Genomic DNA, 21,134 nt, shown 5'->3' with positions numbered 1-21,134 from the left:
CGTGAACCTACTGAACCAAAAGATTACAGCCTCTTATATCGCTGTTGTCAAAACGGCCAACCACCTCAAAGCTACCGTCATTATGAAGTTTGCCCAGGTCTTGAGTGGCGATAAAACTACACGAATAGCGATTGGCGAGATCGATAATATTGAGTCCGCCTGTGTTTCCGTTTTCGATGTAGCAAAACGGATCATTGGTATCGCGAACCATAACCTTCATCCAGGGTGGAGCTCTAAAAATGTTTTGTCCGCTCGAGTAGGCTTGAGATAGCAATTCAGTCATGCCGTATTCGCTGTGAATAGCATCAACACCAAAACCATTTTGCAGAATCCTGTGCAACTCTTCCTTTACCATTTCTTTTCGTTTTCCCTTCATGCCTCCGGTTTCCATCACAGTTGTGTAGTTGAGGCTGAGCGAATATTTTTCTACGAAATCGAGCAATGCATAGCTGACTCCAATGAGGAGAGTTGGTTGTTTTTTGTCTTCGAGCTGTTGAAGTTGATCGCGCAACGCTTCGTGATCGTAGAGGTAATAACCGCTTTCCTGAATTCGGCTCTGACCAATTAAATCATCAACCATATAAATCAATGAAGAACCTTCTCGTTCCAGATAACTCGGTAACAGTCCCAAAATGGCCAATTCTTCAGGCTTGCCGTAAAACTGCCTGAATGCGCGGTTGAATGACTCGCGGTAAACTTTTAATTTGTGTAGTTTGTGTTGGCTACGGTCAGATCCCGTGGTGCCGCTGCTCGAGAACGTAACCTCCGGCTTTGGGTAACTTTGCGGATAAACGGAATGTGTTTTGAAAAAAGAAATGGGCAGAAATGGGATGTTTGAAAAGTGCTCAATTGAGTTTGGGTCTATCTTTAAAGTGTCAACAAATTCGCGATAGATTGCAACCTTTTCGTATTGAAAACGAAAAGTTTTGAGGGCAACATTATTGAATTGTTGCTCGTTATCGATAGACCATATTTCAGCAGTTTCAGGCAATTGTAATTTGATTCGTTTGAGCGCTTATTGTAACTTCGTAAACATGAAAAACCTTGCAAAGGTAATTACCGCAATTGTATTGATGTACACGGCATGGTCCTGTGAACCGGAAACCTGTTCAGATCCGGTCCCGTCCATGAAATATACTTCTTTCAGGCCCATCAGTGCCGATTCATTTGAACTGGTTTACGAATTTAAAGATTGTGATGGCGATATTGGCCTTGATCAAAGTGAAACAAATCCACCATACGACACAGGAAGTAAATATTATTACAATTTGCTGATCGATTTGTATTACCTGGAAAACGGGGAGTGGTTGAAATACGAATACCCTGAAGGTTCTCCCGGGTTAAACGACCGCATAAGCCGACTCAAAGAAGATGATGGTGACGCATTGCTCGAAGGTGAAATCATTAAAAAAATCGATGAATCAGCATTTAATCCTTCTCTCGATACGGTAAAATTCAGTGCTGTTTTAGTAGACAGGGCTCTGAATGAAAGCAATGCTGCTGAGAGTGAGGTCTATGTACTCGAACTGGATTAAGCTTGTTGTTCAGCCATTTTATTGTACATCGCTTCCGTTACGTTTGTCACATTTTCTGTAATCTTTTCACAGGCATTGAATAAGTCATTGTAAACTAATCCACTGTGAATGTTGTAATCTCCCAGCTCAACACTTTTAAAGTGACTCTTTCTTATTTCTTCTTTACGCTGCATAATATTGCGTTTGATCTCCTTGGCGCGAGCTATATCAATGTTTGATACGTCATCCTTGAGATTGTTGTTCATTACTTCAAATGCTTCCCTGAGCATTTCCAACATTTCCTGGATGTTTGAGCGTTGTTCAGGCGTAAACCAAATACGATCTTCAATTTTCTTTTCCATGGTGATCGTCATTTGGAAAAATAAATCACCAATTCTTTCCAGCTCACTGCTGATGCGCAACATGCTTCTCACCTTTTCAGATGTTTGAGAAGTCAATTCACCACGAGAAACTTTCATCAAATAATCAGCAATTTCAAGCTCAATGCGATCGGTGATGTTTTCGTATTTCTTGAGTTTGCGGATTCGTTTATCAGTTATTTTGCGCTCTTTACTGTTGAATAACTCAGTGAAATAGTTGAGCATTTTCTCCGTTAACCACCCGAATTTTGCCATTTCTTTTTTGGCCTCCAGTAGAGATAATTCAGGCGTTCCCATTGGTCCGCGATCAATAAATTCGAGCGTGTACTCTTTGTCGATTTTCCCCTGAGATGGAAGTAGTCGAATCACAAGATTTACCACAATATCTGTAAACCAAACAAAAATGAAGGTATTGGTAAGGTTAAAGGCGATGTGGAAAAATGCAACTCCCCAATTGACTGCGTATTGATATTGTTCTGAGGCGGGATTAACATCGAGCGGACTATAACCGATAACCCAGTTAGTGAATATTGCAATTCCGTCAATGAAAAAAGGAAAAGCGAGAAGCATCCACACCACACCAAATACATTGAAAATTGAATGAGCACGAGCAGCTCTTTTGGCATGTACATTTCCTATGTTGGCCGCGAGGTTTGCTGTAACTGTTGTCCCGATGTTTTCACCCAGTACCATAGCAGCAGCCTGTTCAAAATCGATGAATCCATTTGCTGCAAGAGTCAAAGTAATAACCAGCGAAGCAGATGAAGACTGAATCACGACAGTAAACAGCGCGCCTATTGTCACAAAAATCAGGAATAATAAAAAGCTGTTGATATGGACAGATGCTATCAACTCTGCTATTTCTGGAAATTCGTTGACAGTAGGAATATTAGCTTTGATAAGAACCAGCCCTAAAATGAAAAGCCCGAGACCTACGAAAAACTCACCCAGGGATCTGATCGTGGAACTATTTGCAAAAAGCAAAGGAAACGCTATTGCTAGCATGGGTAATCCCCAAATTGTGACATTAAAAGGCGAAAACCCAACAAGTGTAATGAGCACAGCCGTTGAGGTAGTGCCAATATTAGCTCCCATGATAACATTGATTGCCTGTTTCAATTTCATGAGACCGGCATTGACAAAACTCACCATCATAACCGTTGTGGCCGATGAAGATTGAACGATCACCGTTGTGAGGAAACCGTTGGCAATTCCGCCAGCCGTACTTTGAGTTAAATCAGAAAGGAGGTGGCGAATCCATGGTCCGGCAACGCGCTGGATGCCTTCGCTCATGGTTTTCATCCCGTAAACAAACAGCCCCAGAGCACCGAGAGCAGTAATTATATTGAGTAAATCAAATGTCATATGATCAATATTGAAGTGCGAAATTATAATCCTTACCCGATAAAATGGATATTCAGCTTTTAATTAAAAGTTAAGGAGTTGATTAAAACTTCTCATAACCTTGGCTTAAAGATTGTTCATATAGATAACAGTTCCATAAAAAACCAGTTAAATTATCTTGTTATTGCAGGGCTAATTTCGCCTAAAAATATACCAAATGACTAATTCTCTTCGTGTTTTGCTCGTTGACCCCAGTGATGAGAGCTATAAGACTTTTAGCGAAGCTGCACGAGTTGCGGGCTTTGAACTGGTTTATGCTACTTCTTACAGTGAGGGAATTTCATTATGTGAAAAAATTCAACCACAAATTATTTTTTCAGAACTCGTTTTAGAAGAGAGCGATGGAGTTGATCTTTTAATGACTGCCCGAAATCACATTGAGAAAGTAGAATCGATTTTGGTTATTTATACAAAAGTTCAGGATCAGTACTCTGAGGTGGCAGCTTTTAATGCCGGAGTCGATGATTATTTGCGCAAAGCTTACTCAACCCAACTCCTCGCCAGTAAGATCAAGGCACTTCAAAGAAGAGTGGATCGTATTAATGGTCAGAACCAGGAACTGGGTAATGCTTGCTGAATTAGTGTGATTTTTCAAAAAATATTTACCATAAAAAAAGCCCGGATTTCCGGGCTTTTTTAGTTATAGATGTTTGGTTTAAAAATTGTTAGAATTCATACTTGAAACTCGCGCTGATTGTTGTTGCAGGGCGAAGTCTTGTGAAGTATTGATCTTCTGCTTTGTAAGATTTGAATACCGATTCGCGGTAATCGTTGAGAATATTTGAAACTTTTAGCCCCACCTGCATTTGATTGTCTTTCCCAAACTTTTTGGAAGTGTTGAGGTTCAGGCTGTGGAAAGGGACAGTGTAAATATCGGGGCGATCAACAATACTAGTATATTGGAGAGTTGGTCCCTGAACATTGTAGAATAAAGCAGCATCAAAGTTGCTGAATACACCGCTACTATCAGTTCCGGAATAAGAAAAACCGGCATTGATGATGTAGGGTGCCTGTCCGGCCATGTCTCTATATCGATCAACTTCCTGTCCTGTTCTGGCATTGTTCACACGGCTTTCGTACTCTGTTAAGCTAAGGCGAATGCGCGACTCAACAAGTGTAACGTTAGCAGTAGCTTTCCAATTTTCCAGTTTGTCAGTGATGATGCCTAGTCCCTGTCTAACTTCAACTTCAGCACCGTAAACTTCTCCGTCACCAACGTTTCTTGGCTGGAAGGCTCCGGCTTGAGTAGCAAATTGAACAATTTCAATTGGGTCATCAAAAGATTTGTAGAAAGCACCAACTGAAACAGTTTGGCTATATGTTGGGAAGAAGTCCCATCGCAAATCAACGTTTTGAATGTAAGAGCTAGTCAAGTCACCATCCCAGTATTCTACGCCTCTTCCATCATCAGCATCTCTGAACAAACCACCGATGAAAGTACGGCCTGTCAACGGGTCGTAGATCTCAGCATAGGAAAGTTCTTTAAATGATGGTCGAGCAACTGTTTGAGAGTAAGAAGCTCTGATGTTTTGCTTATCGTTGAGTGCGTAAGTCACGTTTACCGATGGGTAAAAACCGAGATCGTTGAGAACCTCTTCATTATTGAGAACATTTGTGCCCAATTGATCCTGTCCGGTATATCGCTGAACGTAGTTTTCCATTCTCAAACCAAGAGACACTGATAAATCGGTTGTGGGTCTGATCATTGAAGATACATAAGCTGCAGCGTAATTTACATTAGAGTTGTAATCATTAGGATTTGTAGGGATGAATTTGGGCTCATAAGCTACACCTCTATTTTTATTGCCGTTATAAGGCCATAGGTTTTCTTTATAAAACAGTTCGTCTGGGTTTCCTGTAAGAGGGATATCACGAACATTGATGTCGAAGTTTCGGATAGTGAAATCTCGTTCTTTGAAAGTGTAGGCTGCTCCAAACTTGAGATTTGATTTTCCACCTAAGAAAGTGAAGTTTCTTTTGAGGTCAACTCTGTTACTGAGGTTAATTTCATCTAAATCACGCCAAATTCTTTGAGGGAATCCAACTTCAGTACCAATTGAGTATGCTTCTCCTCTTCTTTGATAGCGAGTAAATCGAATATCAGGATCGTCCATTGATGAGTAAGTTGGTGAGAGTTTCCATTCCAGTTTCCAGTCTGACTCATTAAAATAGTGTTTACCGCTGATTAGCATATTGGTAAGAGAACGCTCACTGTATTCAAGATTGTGTTGTTCAGCTTCAAAAACAGCTCCCTGGTCAGAGTTTTCATAATCAAACTGGCCGGCTTTAGAAACTCCGTTTTGGATGTGTAGTAAGTTGATTTTGTATTTGGCTTTATCAGTTTTGATCGCAAAACCACCCATTGCATTCAAGAGTACGTTGTTAACCCCGTAGTTACCCTTTTGGTACTCTCTCTGTTCCATTTCATTTACATCGGGATCACCATCTAGTCCATAGCGGGCATAAACAGCGTCTTCGTAGAATTCTGTTTTATTAGCGTAATTGAGCATAAAGTTGTACCCGAGCGTCACATTTTCCTTTTTGACTTGATTTCCATAATGGCCTCCTATGCCAAAATCTATGAGGCTCATTTGCTTCATAGTAGCCATAGTAGGATTAAAAGAACTTAAAATATCCTGGTATCGTTGTCCCTTTTCACTGTCAGGGCTACCGATAACTTCAGCATCAGCAAAAAGAGGTATGTTTTTTTCTGCAGGGATGTCACGCGTTCCATTATCAAAACCGAGAGCATCTGTGGAGCTTCCCTGATAAGTAAGGTAGTCAGAATTAAAGTGAAAGTTTGGGTTGTAGCCTGCGCTTACTGATATTCCTGCTTCTCTTTGATCTGGAAATGATTTAGTCGTAATATTAACTACACCACCAGTAAAGTCTGCAGGTAACTCAGCTACAAATGATTTGTTAACAACAATGTTATCGATTACATCAGTTGGAAAAATGTCCATTTGAAGCGTATTTCGGTCAGGATCGAGGCCAGGAACATCGAGCCCGTTGAGCATTGTTTTTGTGTAGCGATCACCTAACCCGCGAACGTAAACATACTTTCCTCCCTGCACTGAAACCCCTGTCACTCGCTTCATTGAAGAGGCAGCGTCAGAGTCGCCAATTTTCTTGAAACTGGCAGATGAAATTCCATCGAGTAAATTCTCTGATTTACGTTTCATCGTTAAAATAGCCGTTTCAGAGTTTTTGTTAGACTCAGCAGTTACTGTGTAAGTCTTCAATTGCTGAGATTTTTGTTTGAGTGAAACAGGGTTGAGAACTGTTTTTTCCCCTTCCTTTACCTCAACACCTGTAATGGTTACAGGAGCATAACCGATAAAGCTGTATTGAATGTTGTATGTACCGGGATCCAAATTGAGCACATACTTACCATCAAAATCTGTGGTGGTGCCAGTAGATGTGCCTTTAACAGCAACATTAGCAGTAAAAAGTGGATCGCCTGTAGCACCATCAATAACTTTTCCTGAAATTCCACTTTGTTGGGCTGTCAATTGCCCTATAGCCATAAAAACAAAAAAGACAGAAGTGAAGATTACTTTCATTTTTTACTGGTTTAAATAAAATAGGAAACTCGCAAACTAATTAGCTTGCGAGTTATCCTGTTTTGTAAATTAAAATATCGGGTCAATTAATTTTTCATTAAAAGTCATTCAATGCACCGCTAAGTGAAGTCCAGGACCAACCTTCAAAAACAGATACATCAGCACCAACAGTGTTTTGACCTGCAGGAACATCTGTTGCGTGTACATCAGTACCGTCTAAGAAAACATCATTAAGAGCCAAACCAGAAGCAAGAGTGATCTCAAGGTTTGAGAAACTAAGATCTCCGTTTGCAAAATTTGTTTGTGATTCAGATCCTGAAAGTTCAAGAGTACCTCTATTGTCAGAATTAGATGGATCTGGAAAGTTAAAGAAATAGATGTTTTCGAAAGAACCTCTAGCTCCATCTCTAAAGTCTCCCAGTTGAGTTGACTCTACTCCTCTAACAGATCCGTTTCTAACAGTGTGACCTGCATTCATAGAGCCTTCTGGCCCATCAACTTCCATTGCATGGTCAGTACCTTCACCGGCAACAACTGCAAAATTGTCAACTGTTCCTGCCCATGCCTGATCTGTATCAAGAGCATCATCACTTGAATTCCACACAACAACGTTACTTGCATTAACCGTTCCACCGAACCATTCAACACCATCGTCCTGGTTTGCTATAACTTCAATGTTTTCAACTAATGTGCCGTTGCCAACCCCGCCAAGAGTAAGGCCGTTGATCTCATTTCCTTCACCGATGTTTGAACCACCGTGACGGATAGAGATGTAACTCAACTCACCAGAGCTGTCATTTGGGTCTGTACCACCGTATAGACCATTTTGATCAGATGGTGGAATACCTTCGATTTGAATAGCTTGAGCATCAGCTGAAATTGGTGCGTTTCCAAGGACGATTAAGCCACCCCATAGTCCGTTTGTTGTAGGATCAAGATTTGGACTTTCAATCATTCCCGGTTCAATTTCATCAGCTACAGAAGTGAAAATGATTGGTTGATCTGGAGTCCCATTCGCCATGATTTTACCGTCTCTTGAAATCACTAAAGCTGTTGCATTAGCACCACTACCGGCTTCACCTTTAATAATTACACCTGGTTCAATTGTTAAAGTTGCACCATCGGTTACTGTAACCCTTGAGCCTAATTGATAAACATTACCTGTTTTCCAGGTTGTGTTTGATGTAATGTTTTCAGTGATCACCTTGTTACCACCGTTAGAAGGTGTTGGTGTTGGATCATCATCATCGTCATCGCTGCATGATGTGAAAGTGAAAGCCGCAGCGAAAGCGAGCATTGAAAGTAATTTTAAATTCTTCATCTGTGACAGATTTTTTTTGTTTTTATGATTTGGGAGCAAAAGAATGCTTGTATTTTTACCTGAACCTTAATGTGCTTTTATCTTACATTTAAAGAAGTGTTTCCTTAATGTTAACTCGAGTTTGTTTTGGTCAGAACCAAACGCTTCTTTTGTTGCTAACAAAGGTGTTGAAGCTGTGTTACCTTCAAATTAAAACAACGTTAATACGTGTTTAATATAAAAGGGTACATTTGAAATAATTTTGTTGCCAGGATTAATAAATTACATTAAATCACTATGAGTCAGGATAATAAAAAGATTTTGATCGTTGACGATGAACAGGACATCCTGGAGTTTATCAGTTACAACCTCAAAAAAGAAGGATTTGAAGTTGAAACAGCTGATAATGGCCGCGATGCGATCGATATTGCTAAAAAGACTAAACCAGACCTTATCATTCTCGATGTTATGATGCCTGAAATGGATGGTATTGAAACATGTGCTGAGATGCGTAAGATAGATTCTCTAAAAGACACTTTCGTGACCTTCTTAACAGCTCGCGGAGAAGATTACTCTCAAATTGCCGGCTTTGATGCAGGTGCTGATGATTACATCATTAAGCCTGTAAAACCACGGGTTCTGACCAGCAGAATAAAAGCGATGTTGAGAAGGGGAACTACTTCTGATGACAAACCAAAAGGAAATGTAATTGGCGACCTTGTTATCGATAGAGATCGTTACATTGTAACAAAATCTGGCGAAGAATTGAATCTCCCTAAAAAAGAATTTGAATTACTCTCTTTGCTCATTTCTACCCCTGGTAAAGTATTCAATCGCGATACCATTTTGTCATCTGTTTGGGGTGAAGATGTTGTGGTGGGAGACCGCACAATTGATGTGCATATTCGTAAGTTGAGAGAAAAAATTGGTGATAAGTACATTAAAACAATTAAAGGAGTAGGCTATAAATTTGAAGCTTGATGAAAAATAGAACGCCACGCGAAATAGCGTTCATTACAGCGCTCTATGTTGCTGTTATTGCCGGTGTGCTGATGTTGCCGGCTTTTTTGCTTTACACGGATTCGTGGGAACCGTGGCTAATATATGGTATTACTGTAATCCTCATTTTTGCAGTAGCCTGGATTTCAATTAATACGGGGATTGAAAAGTTTATTCACCGCAGAATTAAACTCATCTACAAAACAATTCACCGCTTTAAAACGCAATCGGGAAATATGGAAGATCTCGATTTGAGTAAGGATGTACTGGGGCAGGTAAATACTGAAGTTGAAGAGTGGGCGAGAAGCAATAAGGAAGAAATTGAACAACTGAGGAAGCAGGAGCAGTTTCGTAAAGAGTTTATCGGTAATTTATCTCATGAACTCAAAACGCCTATTTTCAGTATTCAGGGGTATTTACTTACCTTGTTAGAAGGAGGATTGGAAGACCCTAAGATCAATCGGGATTACCTTGAACGTGCCGATCGTAACCTGGAAAGGCTTACCAACCTTATCAACGAGCTCGATGAAATCACCAAGTTGGAATCGGGGGAAAGAAGGATGGAATTCACAAAATTCGATTTGATAAAATTAACCGATGATTTGGTGAAAGAGCTCGAGTTCAGAGCCAAAGAAAGTAACGTGACACTCACAGTTAGAGATCCAAAGATGGCTGTTTGGGTTGAAGCTGACAGGAGTAAAATCTCTCAGGTTTTGACCAACCTGATTATGAATTCTATCAAGTACAGCAGAGAAGACGGTGGCGAAACAAGCATCAAGTTTTACGACATGGATGAAAATATCCTCGTTGAGGTGGAAGATAATGGCCTTGGTATAGCAGCTGATCACCTGCCGAGGTTATTTGAGCGCTTTTACCGTATTGATAAATCGAGGTCTCGCCATCAGGGAGGGTCAGGCCTTGGACTCGCAATTGTGAAACACATTATCGAATCTCACGGGCAAACGATCAATGTTCGCTCTCAGGAAGGAGAAGGCTCTACTTTCTCTTTTACACTTAAAAAAGCTAAGCCTCAGTAGAACATAAAAAAAGCCACTTCAAACGAAGCGGCTTTCTTTATAATTCATGAATTTATCTTATTCACCCTGACCTAAAGAGTAACCTCTTTCACCGTCAAAAGTGTAAAGCTGTTCAGTTTTGATGAAGTCAAAACCAGCTTCAGAGATATTAGTCAATAGTTGAGTAATATCAGCGTGAGTGAGTTCCTTGTTTTCATCTTGCGGAACAAAACGACAACGCCAGTGATCGGTTTTGAAAGTTTCAGGTAAACCGCCCGGGTAAACTTTTACACCGCGGTTGGTGATCATTTTGAGTTTGAGTGTATCACCCTGGCAATCTTCAAGACCTTTTCCTATTACATCAGGATCTCTATCATTCTCAACCCAGTCGATGAATACATCAACACCTTTGAGTTCTTTCTTGCGATAGTTCTTAGTTGGTCTGCGTTCAACTTTCATCGGGTCAGCATCAGTGTCGTATTTCTTGATATCGAATTTTGTTGGGGTTTGACCAAGACGTTCGATAATTGCATCAGCAAACTCTTGAGTTCCCACTTTTTTCACAGAAATATCTTCCTGATATATATCACCGGTGTGAATGCCGTCCTCAAGTGTTTTGAGCCATGCGTTTTCAATTTTCTCAGCAACATCAGTTTGACCAATGTGAACGAGCATCATAATAGCTCCGTTGAGCAAACCTGATGGATTGGCAATGTTTTTTCCGGCAATGTCAGGAGCAGATCCGTGGATTGCTTCAAACATGGCAACATCTGTCCCGATGTTAGCAGAGCCTCCGAGCCCAACAGAACCGGCAACTTCAGCAGCGATGTCTGATACAATATCACCGTAAAGGTTGAGTGTAACCACAACATCAAAAGCTTCAGGATTATCAGCCAGCTTAGCAGAGCCAATATCAATGATCATGTGATCAGCTTCGATATTTGGATATTCTTTTGAGACTTCATCGAATACGCTGTGGAACAAGCCATCAGTGTGTTTCATGATGTTGTCTTTGGTCATGCAAGTCACCTTTTTGCGGTTGTTTACACGAGCATATTCAAATGCATAACGCACAATGCTTTCAATACCAGGGCGAGAAACCAATTTGAGTGTTTGAACAACCTCTTCGGTTTGTTGGTGTTCAATTCCTGCGTAAAGATCTTCTTCGTTTTCGCGAACGATTACGAGATCCATGTTAGGAAAGTTAGAACTCACAAAAGGAGTAAAAGCTTTACATGGACGAACATTTGCAAAAAGACCAAGCGATTTGCGAACAGTAACGTTCAAACTTTTAAATCCACCACCCTGTGGAGTAGTAATAGGAGCTTTGAGGAAAATCTTGTTTTTACGCAAGCTGTCCCAGGCACCTTCTTCAATACCTGAAGTAACTCCTTTGAGATATACATCCTGCCCAATTGCAATTTTATCATAATTCAATTGCGCACCTGCCGCATCTAGAACTTTTAGAGTGGCATCCATTATTTCTGGGCCAATTCCGTCTCCGTGAGCTACCGTGATGGTCTGTTTTTCAGCCATTTGATTTGATTTTTTTGAAAAAGTTTAGCGCAAATGTAAAAGGCAAACGGCTAACTACCGTTACTTTTTTAAAAAAATCGAGCTTTGCGTAAAGAAAATGATGATTATGAGTGCTTCGTTCAGAACCGAATTTCATCCGCAACTCAACTTGAAATCAATTGATCATCGCGACCTGGCTTTGTTTCTTGGGTCGTGCTTCAGTGAAAATATTGGCACTAAAATGCGAAATGCGGGTTTTGATATTTTAGAAAATCCGTTTGGCGTTATTTTCAATCCTATTTCGATTATTGATCATATCAATAAGGCAATTGATAATGAGACTTTCGGTCAGAACCATTATCTCCAATCCGCCAACCGGTGGTTCAGTTTTGATGCGCACTCCAGAGTTTCGGCCAGTTCTGATCGTGAATTGAAAAAACTACTTGAAACAAAGCAAACTCAACTGAGAGGCAGTGTGCAAAAAGCACATACAATTTTCATCACATTTGGAACAGCCTGGGTTTACGAGCTAGATGAAACTGCTGAAGTAGTTGCTAATTGCCACAAACAGCCACAGCGTATTTTCACTAAACGATTGCTTGAGGTATCTGAAATCCAAAATGCTATGAATGCTTGCATCGAGAAAATACACGCACTTAACCCTAATGTAGAGGTGGTGTTGACTGTGAGTCCGGTAAGGCACTTGAAAGACGGATTCGTTGAGAATAATCGCTCAAAAGGAAGGCTTGTTGATGTTTGTAGTTCTACTGTTGAGAATTTTGAGCAAGTTCATTATTTTCCTTCCTATGAATGGGTGATTGACGAATTGCGCGATTATCGGTTTTTTGGGAAGGATATGGTGCATCCCAATGAACAGGCTGTCGATTTTATTTGGGAAAAAGTGAATAATTATTTTTTCTCTGAACAGACGAAAAAAATCGCGAGCGAAATTGAAAAACTCACTAAAGCTGCAAACCACAAGCCTTTTCAAGAAGATCAAAACTTTATTGATTTTCAATCGAAGATGTACAGGAAATGTGAAGAGTTGGAAGAGAGGGTTGGTATAGGGTTAAGTGAGCTGAAAAAGCGTTTTCTCAAATCGTGAAATATTGAATTTTCATTTTTTCAAATGGCTTGGGCTTAGTTATTGAAAAGATGTTGAGATTGATTTTGTTTGTTTCATAAGTACAAAAATTGATCTTTTTGTATCCTGAAAGAGTACAACACCCTTTTACGGAGTGGTTGTTAACTTTTTTTGATAAAAATGACAGATTTTAATCGCGGATTATCCCCAAAAACTCCTCAATCGCTCTATTCATCTTATCTGGCGTTGGAGGAAGGAAGACACCTTCAAAGTCAGTTGAGAATTTTATGGCTTCTTCCAAATCGAACCGATCCTGATCGATGGCGAAATAATGTTTGCGGTCCATGTGGTATTGTGCGAGATATTCCTGCTCAGTTTGTCCGGGAGTTGGAATCATAATGGCAGACCGTCCCATTGCAGCTAAATCCATTAAAGTTGAGTAGCCCGATCGTGTCACGAGATATTTTGACCGATTGATGAGGTCTTCCAGTTCTGTGGCTGTTGCGTGGGAGCGAACCTCAATGTTTTCCAATTTTAAGTGTTGAGGTTGCTCAGCTTTGCCAATTACCATCACAGATTTTAGATTGGAAATCTCCAACTCGGTTTGCACGATGTGTTGAAAGAGCGTTCGCTGTGGTTCAGGGCCAGAAATGATGGCCAGTACCTCGATGTCAACTTTTTTAGGCTCTGACCGTGAAAAGCGGGTGAGCGGACCAATAAACCGGGCTCCTTTTGGTTTTTCATAGCGGTGACTCAAGTCGCCCGATAAGTTGGGTTCACCTTCATAATCCGGAATCCAGCACGTGTCAAACTTGCTAATAAAACGCCTGTTGAGTTTTTGAATAATCGACTCGGCAAAGGCGCTTTTAATCATCACCTGATGCGTGATGAAAACTGTTGGAACGAGGTTCGTGTGCAAACCAAAACGGTTGTCGCTAATCACGCCATCGATATTTTTTTCTTTGATGAGCTTTTCAAGAGCTTTACGTTCCTCACTGATCCCTTTTAATATTTTAGGCATCAGCTTGACCATGTGTATAGCCATGTTGCCGCCCGATGGATATGTGATTTGATAGCCGGGAAGATCAAAAAAATCCAAATCAGGAAATTCCTTTTCCAGAAGAGCTTTAGGGTGTTCTTCAGCAGCGATGGAAACTCTTACGTTTTTTTCGGTCAGAGCCCGAATTACCGGGATGCACCGCGTGGCGTGTCCTAAACCCCAATTCAACGGGGCTACTAATATGTGCGGTTCTTTTGCCACTTGTCAAAAATAGCGAACCCAATCAAATTGAGTCTGCTATTTTTGCGGCATTAATTGAAAGTTATGCCCGGAAAAAAGAAGTTGGCCCGCTTTGCTCAAATGAAGGAATTTCCCAATACCATTGAGCCGGCCCTCCATGAAATCAAAAATGAAGGTAAAGGAAATTTTAAAAGTCATCCCTTGAAAGGTAAGTGGCACGAGAAGGTTTTTGAGAATGAAAATCCACTCGTGTTGGAGCTGGGGTGTGGTAAAGGAGAATATTCGGTTGGGCTGGGCCGTAAATTCCCTGATAAAAATTTTCTCGGTGTCGATATTAAAGGAGCTCGCATTTGGAGAGGAGCGAAAACAGCGCTCGATGAAAATCTTAAAAATGTAGCTTTCCTCAGAACCCGAATTGATTTCATCGATTTGTTTTTTGAAAAGGGCGAAGTAGATGAAATATGGATCACTTTTCCCGATCCGCAACTCAAGGAGCGCAGAGAAAGAAAACGGTTAACGGGTAAAATGTTTACTGATCGTTACAGGAGGTTTTTGAAAAAGGGTGGATTGGTTCACCTCAAAACAGACAATACACCGCTTTACGAATACACGCTTGATCAGATAAAAGAACACGGGTTCAAGCTACTTTTTGAGACCAATGATCTTTACGGCAAAGGCATGGAGAATTTTGATGAGAGTGTACAGGAGGTATTGAGTATCAAAACGCACTATGAAGGCATTTTCAGCGAAAAAGGGTTTAAGATCAAGTACATTATCTTCCAGTTAGAAGAGTGAGTGATGTAAAAAAACATAGCGATTTTTTTGAATCTGTTTGGTTGACTGTTCGTGAAATTCCGCGAGGCAGAGTAACTTCTTACGGAGCAATAGCCAAATACCTTGGAGCTCCACGCAGCTCGCGAATGGTAGGTTATGCAATGAATGCATCACATTCTGCAAGTGTTGAGGTTCCGGCTCATCGGGTAGTGAACAGGAATGGGGTTCTTACTGGCAAACATCATTTCCCAGATTTACTGGAAATGGAACAAAAACTCGAAAGAGAAGGCGTGCGAGTTGAGGATGATAAAGTGGTGGAGTTTGAAAAGCTGTTCTGGGACCCGTTGATGGAGCTATCTATATGAATTATCTTCTTGCCTAAAATACTAGAATTTCAACTTCTTTAAAATCAGTCTAAATAACTGTTGAATAATCCTTAATTTTGTGATCTAATGTCACAAAAAAAGATGATTACAGAGGAACAGGTAAAGGAAGGGCTCTCCTATGTCGTAGAGCCGGATCTCAAGAAGAATTTGATAGAAGCGAATTTAGTTTCTGACATTAAGATTGATGGAAACAATGTGGCGTTTGTGCTCAGGGTGAACAATCCTGCTATGCACAACAGGAAGCGGATTGTAGATGCTTGTGAGCATTATTTGAAGCAGCACGTATCAGAAGATGTTGAACCACACATTGATGTGAAGCCACTGAGTGAAAAACCCAACGATCGTGAGCCGGAGCAGCGCAAGCACATGTCTAAAGTAAAACATGTTGTTGCAGTAGCTTCAGGCAAAGGAGGTGTTGGTAAATCAACAGTAACGGCAAATCTCGCAGCAGGATTAGTGAAAAAAGGCTACAAAGTGGGCTTGATCGATGCTGATATTTACGGTCCGTCAATGCCCATGATGTTTGATGTTGTTCACGAAAAGCCTGGCGTGGTTGATGTAGATGGCCGCAGGATGATGGCACCAGTTGAAAGTCCGTGGGGAGTAAAAATGATCTCAATCGGTTTTTTTGCTGATCCTGAGCAGGCAGTTGTTTGGCGCGGACCAATGGCTACAAAGGCTCTTCAGCAAATGTTCCAGGATGTTCACTGGGGCGATCTGGATTACATGTTGATCGATCTACCTCCCGGAACAGGAGATGTTCATTTGACACTTGTAAACGAAGCTCCATTGACAGGAGCAATAGTTGTGAGTACACCTCAGGCTGTTGCCCTCAGTGACGCTAAAAAAGGTGTTTCCATGTTCCAGTTAGAGAACATAAATGTACCAGTGCTTGGAATCGTGGAAAACATGAGCTATTTCGTTCCGGAAGATGCGCCAGAAAAACGTTACAATATCTTCGGTAAAGATGGAGCCAAGAATTTAGCTGAGGATCTGAACGTAAACCTTTTGGGTCAGATCCCGTTGGTACAAAGCATCCGTGAAGCGAGTGACGCTGGCCGACCAGCCGTTTTACAGGGCGATACTATTCAGGCCCGTGAGTTTATGAAATTAGCTGAGGAGGTTGAAAAAACGCTTCAGGAGAAGAAGATGTCTAAAGTATAAGACTATGGCAAACAAAGAAGATATATACGAAAGAACGATGAAGGCCATGGAGCAAATTCGCCCATTTCTCAAGGAAGATGGTGGCGATCTCTATTTGGCTGAAATCACTGATGACATGATTGCTAAAGTGGAGCTCAAAGGTACTTGTACAAACTGTTCAATGAACAGAATGACCTTTACCGAAGGGGTGAAAGACACGATCATGCGTCAGGTTCCTGAGGTCAAAGCTGTTGAGGCAGTCAACTTTGCACTCAACGAAAGTTAGTTCCTGGCCTGATAAACCTCATGTTTTCTGATTGTTGGCATCATTAATTTTGTCGCAAACAGGTTAGAATTTTTATGACTGAAGTAAAAGAAAAAAGAGAGCAAATAACAGTTCTTTTTGCCGGAGATTCCGGTGATGGGATGCAACTCACAGGTAACCAGTTTACCTCTACGCACGCTCTCTTTGGTAACGATATAAGTACATTTCCAAATTTTCCTGCCGAGATTCGTGCTCCGCAGGGTACGGTAAATGGAGTGTCCGGTTTTCAGGTGAAGTTCGGTAGCTCTCGAATATTTACACCGGGTGATGCTGCCGATGTTTTGGTAGCCATGAATGCTGCGGCTCTCAAGGCCAATATGCACAAACTCAAAAAGGGCGGAATCCTCATTGCCAATACTGCAGGGTTTGACAGCAAAAACCTCAAACTCGCACATTGCGAAAATGAAAACCCTTTAGAGAGCGAAAAGCTGGAAGATGTTCAGGTTTACGATGTTGACATCACCGAGCTCACAATGGCAGCCCTTGAAGATTCACCACTCACAAAAAAAGAAAAGCTGAGAACCAAAAACATGTTTGTCCTCGGCTTTCTCTTTTGGATGTTCAACCGCTCATTAAAATCTACTGAAGATTACATCACAGAAAAGTTTTCCAAACTACCCGATGTCATAGATGCTAACATTTCTGTACTCAAAGCCGGGTACAATTTTGGTGATACAAGTGAAGCTTTTACCTCTCGTTATCATGTTGAACCCGCTTCATTAGAACCGGGAACTTATCGCAGTATTATGGGAAATCAGGGCGTAGCAATCGGTTTGATAGCAGCGGCTAAAAAAGCCGGACTCGAAATGTTTTACGGTTCTTACCCCATTACTCCGGCAAGTGATATTTTGCACGAGCTGGCTAAGCATAAAAACTTTACGGTCAGAACCTTCCAGGCTGAGGACGAAATAGCGGCAGTAACGTCTGCAATAGGAGCTTCGTTTGGTGGTGCGCTGGGAGTAACGGCATCATCTGGTCCGGGAATAGCATTGAAAACTGAAGCTATTGGTTTAGCGATTATGCTAGAGTTGCCGCTTGTTGTTGTGAATGTTCAGCGTGGCGGACCCAGTACTGGACTCCCCACTAAAACTGAACAAGCCGATTTACTCCAGGCAGTTTACGGTAGAAATGGAGAAGCTCCAATCCCGGTTGTTGCTGCTCGTAGTCCTGAGGAGGCCTTTGAAGCAACTTACGAAGCCGTGCGTATTTCTGTGGAGCACATGACTCCGGTTATGCTGTTGAGTGATGGTTACATCGCGAATGGTGCTTCACCATGGAAATTTCCCGAGGCTTCTTGTCTAAAACCGATCAAGCCTCTATATGCTGAAAAAACGGAAGAAGAATACATGCCATATGCCCGCGATGAGAAACTCGTGAGAAAATGGGCGATTCCGGGAACTGAAGGCCTCGAACACCGAATTGGCGGACTGGAAAAAGAAGAACTGACCGGTAATGTAAGCTACGATCCTGATAACCACGAGAAGATGGTGAAGACGAGAGCTGAGAAAATCGAGAAAATTGCCGATTATATTCCGGAACAGGAGATCGACAATGGATCTGATAGTGGGAAAGTTCTTATCCTGAGCTGGGGATCGACTTACGGAGCTGTGAAAACAGCTATTGGAGATCTTTTGAAAGATGATTACGATGTGGGCCACGTACACTTGCGCTACTTAAACCCATTGCCGCGAAATCTAGGTGAGGTTCTGACCAAATTTGATAAGGTAATTGTACCTGAAATGAACGATGGCCAGCTTATTCATATTATTCAGTCGAAATACAACAAGCGTTGTATCCCGCTGAATAAGATTAAAGGGATTCCTTTTACATCAACGGAAATTGTAGAATCAGTCAAAGAAAGTTATGCGTGATGAGTGAAGTGAAGGAAAAGAAATACAAGGCGAAAGATTTTGCGAGTGATCAGGAAATTCGTTGGTGTCCCGGTTGTGGTGATTACGCTATTTTAAAACAGGTTCAGAGCGCTGTTGCGCAAACTGGTAAGCCTAAAGAGGAAATTGTTTTTATTTCTGGTATTGGCTGTTCATCTCGCTTTCCTTATTACATGAATACTTATGGCATGCACGGTATTCATGGGAGAGCTACATCAATTGCAAGTGGGTTGAAAATAGCAAAACCTGATTTAAGTGTATGGATAGTTACGGGAGATGGTGATAGCCTTTCAATAGGTGGGAATCATTTGATTCACCTTTTGCGCAGAAATATCGATACGAATATCTTGCTGTTTAATAATGAGATTTACGGTTTAACGAAAGGACAGTATTCCCCCACTACGCCTGAGGGAAGTCACACAAAATCAAGCCCAATGGGAGTGATCGATCATCCTTTTAATCCGATTTCTCTCGCTCTTGGAGCTGATGCCGGTTTTATAGCACGTACAGTGGATCGTGAACCGAGACACATGAAAGAGATTTTCCTTGAAGCTGACAAACACAAGGGTGCTTCTTTTGTAGAGATTTATCAAAATTGTCCGGTATTTAATGACGGAGCGTTTAACGCTTATACTGATAGGGGCCTGAAAGATGAAAACACACTTTTCATTGAAGCGGGCAAACCGATGACTTTCCACAAGGATAAGAAAGGAATTGTACTGGATGGATTGAAACCGAAGGTTGTGGATCTGACCAGTGGTGAAAACTCAGTTGATGATTGTCTTGTACATGATCCCTCAGATAGAACAGTAGCTTATATTTTGTCACAGTTTTTTGACAATGATAAATCTGCAGATTTACCTCGAGTATTTGGTGTGATTTACAGTGAAAACCGCGCAACTTATGAAGAGCAATTGAGCGATCAGGTTGAGTTGGCTATTGAAGAAAAAGGTGAAGGGGATTTGGATGCTTTAATCGCAGGTCCTAATACATGGTATCACCAGTAATTTACTTCATCAGTTCTTTTGGAATTTCGCAAACGGGAATAGGCTTCATTTTGTGAGTGTTTGCTTTGTGTCGTTCCAGGTAGATCTTCCAAATATTTTCTTGTCGGCTGTTTTCGAAAACGCTTTCATGTGGATTGTCTCCGTGCTTTTGTTGAACTTTCATTGCCCACTCTAGCTCATCGTAAGTGGCGCCAATCTGGTCTTCGTCAGTTCGGCCATCATCCCACAAACCATCAGTTGGGCGCGCTGTGAGGATTTCTTTGTCTACACCGAGGTGTTTCCCCAGTTCGTAAACTTCAGATTTCATCAAATCTGCAATAGGAGAGAGGTCAACACCGCCATCACCGTATTTGGTGAAAAAGCCCACGCCAAAATCCTCAACTTTATTTCCGGTTCCACAAACGAGAAGGGAATTGAGTTGCGCTACGGCATAGAGTGAAACCATTCGCATTCTGCTGCGGACATTGGATAGAGTGTGGAATTTCAAATCTGTGTGTGCGTTAATGTCCTGATTCTTCTCAAGCGCTCTCACAAACTCATCATAAGAAGGAGTCAGATCCATATCAATTGAGGAAACATTATCGTGTTTCTTTTTGAGCCACTCGATGTGTTTTTTTCCTCTCGAAACCTGGTCGTGTGCTTGATGAATAGGCATTTCCATGAGAATCACCTGTTTTTCAGTACGAGCACATAGTGAGCTCACAACTGCAGAATCAATTCCGCCCGATACTCCAACTACAAAGCCTTTTGCACCGGCCTGATCAACATAATTAAGTAACCAGGATTGAATATGATCAATGACCTTTTTCGCTTGCATCACTTAAAATGTAATTCCAATATTGAGTTTTACAAAATGTTGACGGTTTTTCAACTCCTGATCTTTGGAGAAAGCACCATTAGATTCTAAATCATAAGATCTACCATTTACAATATTGGTAAAACCATTGTGGTAGTGAAGACCGAGGACAATTCTGGTATTGCCGCTCAGTGTGCGTTCAATACCACCGCCAAAAACCAAATCAGCTCTAAAAAGGCTTACATCATCTTTGACATCAACATCTTTCAGTTCAGCGTTGCTGCCATTTTGATCAGTGTAATCGTAATCAGCTTCCGCTTTAATATTTACACCACCTTCTAAGCCAAACAAACCGTAATAGTAAGCGTACCCGATTTCATTGGTTTTGAGTTTAATAGCGAATGGGACGTCAACATATCGTAAACTGTAATTTGCTTCTGAAACACCTCTTGCTCTATCATCATCCTCTCCAAGATAATTTGGTCTTTCAGGATGACTGAACTTGCCGCCAATGTGACTGAGTTTAACACCTGTTGCGAGGTAATAATTTGGATTATTAAAAAGGACAAAGTCCATCGATAATCCATATTGTAGCCCCAATTTTACGCCTTCTCCTGAATAACCATCGTTATCAGGTGAAATCCAACCTAAGTTAGGTGAGAGGTTGAGGCCAAGTCTTGCAGTTTTCACATCTTCGTTACCCTGGGATGTTCCAATTAAAGTTGAAAACAAAAAAAAGGTAATCGCAGCAGAGTGCTTTACTACGTTGATTGGTTTCATAATTTTGTGCAATTAAATT

The 21,134-nt window shown here is 41.2% G+C and carries 19 protein-coding genes; 11 read left to right on the top strand and 8 right to left on the bottom strand.

Annotated elements, in window-relative coordinates; genetic code table 11:
- Positions 1–7: 7 nt before the first annotated feature.
- Positions 8–991, bottom strand: a complete 984-nt coding sequence (locus tag RI557_RS06095) for an acyl transferase (RefSeq protein WP_310667697.1) — start codon at positions 989–991, stop codon at positions 8–10.
- 43 nt (positions 992–1,034) lie between these two features.
- Between RI557_RS06095 and RI557_RS06090 the strand changes: the two genes are divergently transcribed.
- Positions 1,035–1,535, top strand: coding sequence for a hypothetical protein (locus RI557_RS06090; RefSeq protein ID WP_310682730.1), 501 nt, complete (start codon positions 1,035–1,037; stop codon positions 1,533–1,535).
- On the opposite strand, the gene RI557_RS06085 is transcribed toward RI557_RS06090, so the two are convergent.
- Complete coding sequence (locus RI557_RS06085) at positions 1,532–3,259, bottom strand: Na/Pi cotransporter family protein (RefSeq protein WP_310667699.1); 1,728 nt, start codon at positions 3,257–3,259, stop codon at positions 1,532–1,534. The two genes, RI557_RS06090 and RI557_RS06085, sit on opposite strands and share 4 nt — an antisense overlap.
- 196 nt (positions 3,260–3,455) lie before the next feature.
- Here RI557_RS06085 and RI557_RS06080 point away from each other — a divergent pair, with 196 nt between their 5' ends.
- Complete coding sequence (locus tag RI557_RS06080; RefSeq protein ID WP_310667700.1) at positions 3,456–3,875, top strand: response regulator; 420 nt, start codon at positions 3,456–3,458, stop codon at positions 3,873–3,875.
- Positions 3,876–3,963: 88 nt separating this feature from the next.
- On the opposite strand, the gene RI557_RS06075 is transcribed toward RI557_RS06080, so the two are convergent.
- Together RI557_RS06075 and RI557_RS06070 are read right to left on the bottom strand one after the other, a co-directional pair.
- On the bottom strand, positions 3,964–6,861 hold the full coding sequence (locus RI557_RS06075; protein ID WP_310667701.1) for a TonB-dependent receptor domain-containing protein: 2,898 nt from the start codon (positions 6,859–6,861) through the stop codon (positions 3,964–3,966).
- Between the two features lie 97 nt (positions 6,862–6,958).
- Positions 6,959–8,182, bottom strand: coding sequence for a hypothetical protein (locus RI557_RS06070; RefSeq protein ID WP_310667702.1), 1,224 nt, complete (start codon positions 8,180–8,182; stop codon positions 6,959–6,961).
- A 276-nt stretch (positions 8,183–8,458) separates the two neighbouring features.
- On the opposite strand from RI557_RS06070, the gene RI557_RS06065 reads away from it, so the two are divergent.
- Together RI557_RS06065 and RI557_RS06060 are read left to right on the top strand one after the other, a co-directional pair.
- Entirely contained in the window at positions 8,459–9,142 is a 684-nt protein-coding gene (locus tag RI557_RS06065; RefSeq protein ID WP_310667703.1) for a response regulator transcription factor, read from the top strand.
- Positions 9,142–10,197: an ATP-binding protein gene (locus RI557_RS06060; protein ID WP_310667704.1), complete on the top strand. Its 1,056-nt coding sequence runs from the start codon at positions 9,142–9,144 to the stop codon at positions 10,195–10,197. The genes RI557_RS06065 and RI557_RS06060 overlap by 1 nt, the downstream gene beginning before the upstream one ends.
- Positions 10,198–10,254: 57 nt before the next feature.
- Here RI557_RS06060 and RI557_RS06055 read toward each other — a convergent pair whose 3' ends face one another.
- Complete coding sequence (locus tag RI557_RS06055) at positions 10,255–11,712, bottom strand: NADP-dependent isocitrate dehydrogenase (RefSeq protein ID WP_310682727.1); 1,458 nt, start codon at positions 11,710–11,712, stop codon at positions 10,255–10,257.
- A gap of 106 nt (positions 11,713–11,818) precedes the next feature.
- On the opposite strand from RI557_RS06055, the gene RI557_RS06050 reads away from it, so the two are divergent.
- Positions 11,819–12,796 carry a GSCFA domain-containing protein gene (locus tag RI557_RS06050; protein ID WP_310682725.1) on the top strand — a complete coding sequence of 326 codons (978 nt, stop codon included), beginning with the start codon at positions 11,819–11,821 and terminating at the stop codon, positions 12,794–12,796.
- Between the two features lie 169 nt (positions 12,797–12,965).
- On the opposite strand, the gene RI557_RS06045 is transcribed toward RI557_RS06050, so the two are convergent.
- Positions 12,966–14,036 carry a glycosyltransferase gene (locus RI557_RS06045; RefSeq protein ID WP_310667707.1) on the bottom strand — a complete coding sequence of 357 codons (1,071 nt, stop codon included), beginning with the start codon at positions 14,034–14,036 and terminating at the stop codon, positions 12,966–12,968.
- Between the two features lie 63 nt (positions 14,037–14,099).
- On the opposite strand from RI557_RS06045, the gene trmB reads away from it, so the two are divergent.
- The 6 genes from trmB (at position 14,100) to RI557_RS06015 (ending at position 19,539) form a co-directional block, all read left to right on the top strand.
- The gene (gene trmB, locus RI557_RS06040; protein ID WP_310667708.1) at positions 14,100–14,810 is read left to right on the top strand and encodes a tRNA (guanosine(46)-N7)-methyltransferase TrmB; all 711 of its coding nucleotides are present in this window, start codon (positions 14,100–14,102) and stop codon (positions 14,808–14,810) included.
- On the top strand, positions 14,807–15,154 hold the full coding sequence (locus RI557_RS06035) for an MGMT family protein (RefSeq protein WP_310667709.1): 348 nt from the start codon (positions 14,807–14,809) through the stop codon (positions 15,152–15,154). The genes trmB and RI557_RS06035 overlap by 4 nt, the downstream gene beginning before the upstream one ends.
- A gap of 87 nt (positions 15,155–15,241) precedes the next feature.
- Entirely contained in the window at positions 15,242–16,339 is a 1,098-nt protein-coding gene (locus RI557_RS06030) for an Mrp/NBP35 family ATP-binding protein (RefSeq protein WP_310667710.1), read from the top strand.
- A 4-nt stretch (positions 16,340–16,343) separates the two neighbouring features.
- Positions 16,344–16,604, top strand: coding sequence for a NifU family protein (locus tag RI557_RS06025; RefSeq protein WP_310667711.1), 261 nt, complete (start codon positions 16,344–16,346; stop codon positions 16,602–16,604).
- 74 nt (positions 16,605–16,678) lie between these two features.
- On the top strand, positions 16,679–18,514 hold the full coding sequence (locus RI557_RS06020) for a 2-oxoacid:acceptor oxidoreductase subunit alpha (protein WP_310667712.1): 1,836 nt from the start codon (positions 16,679–16,681) through the stop codon (positions 18,512–18,514).
- Positions 18,514–19,539 (top strand): 2-oxoacid:ferredoxin oxidoreductase subunit beta, encoded by a 1,026-nt coding sequence (locus tag RI557_RS06015; RefSeq protein WP_310667713.1) that lies wholly within the window; start codon positions 18,514–18,516, stop codon positions 19,537–19,539. Before RI557_RS06020 ends, RI557_RS06015 begins: the two co-directional genes overlap by 1 nt.
- 1 nt (position 19,540) lies before the next feature.
- Here RI557_RS06015 and nadE read toward each other — a convergent pair whose 3' ends face one another.
- Together nadE and RI557_RS06005 are read right to left on the bottom strand one after the other, a co-directional pair.
- Positions 19,541–20,356, bottom strand: a complete 816-nt coding sequence (nadE, locus tag RI557_RS06010) for an NAD(+) synthase (RefSeq protein WP_310667714.1) — start codon at positions 20,354–20,356, stop codon at positions 19,541–19,543.
- Between the two features lie 3 nt (positions 20,357–20,359).
- The gene (locus tag RI557_RS06005) at positions 20,360–21,115 is read right to left on the bottom strand and encodes a porin family protein (protein WP_310682723.1); all 756 of its coding nucleotides are present in this window, start codon (positions 21,113–21,115) and stop codon (positions 20,360–20,362) included.
- Between the last annotated feature and the right edge of the window lie 19 nt (positions 21,116–21,134).

The organism is Salibacter sp. (assembly GCF_031581065.1).
In the GTDB taxonomy this organism is placed as follows: Bacteria; Bacteroidota; Bacteroidia; order Flavobacteriales_G; family Salibacteraceae; genus Salibacter.
This window is presented reverse-complemented; position numbering and strand designations above follow the sequence as displayed.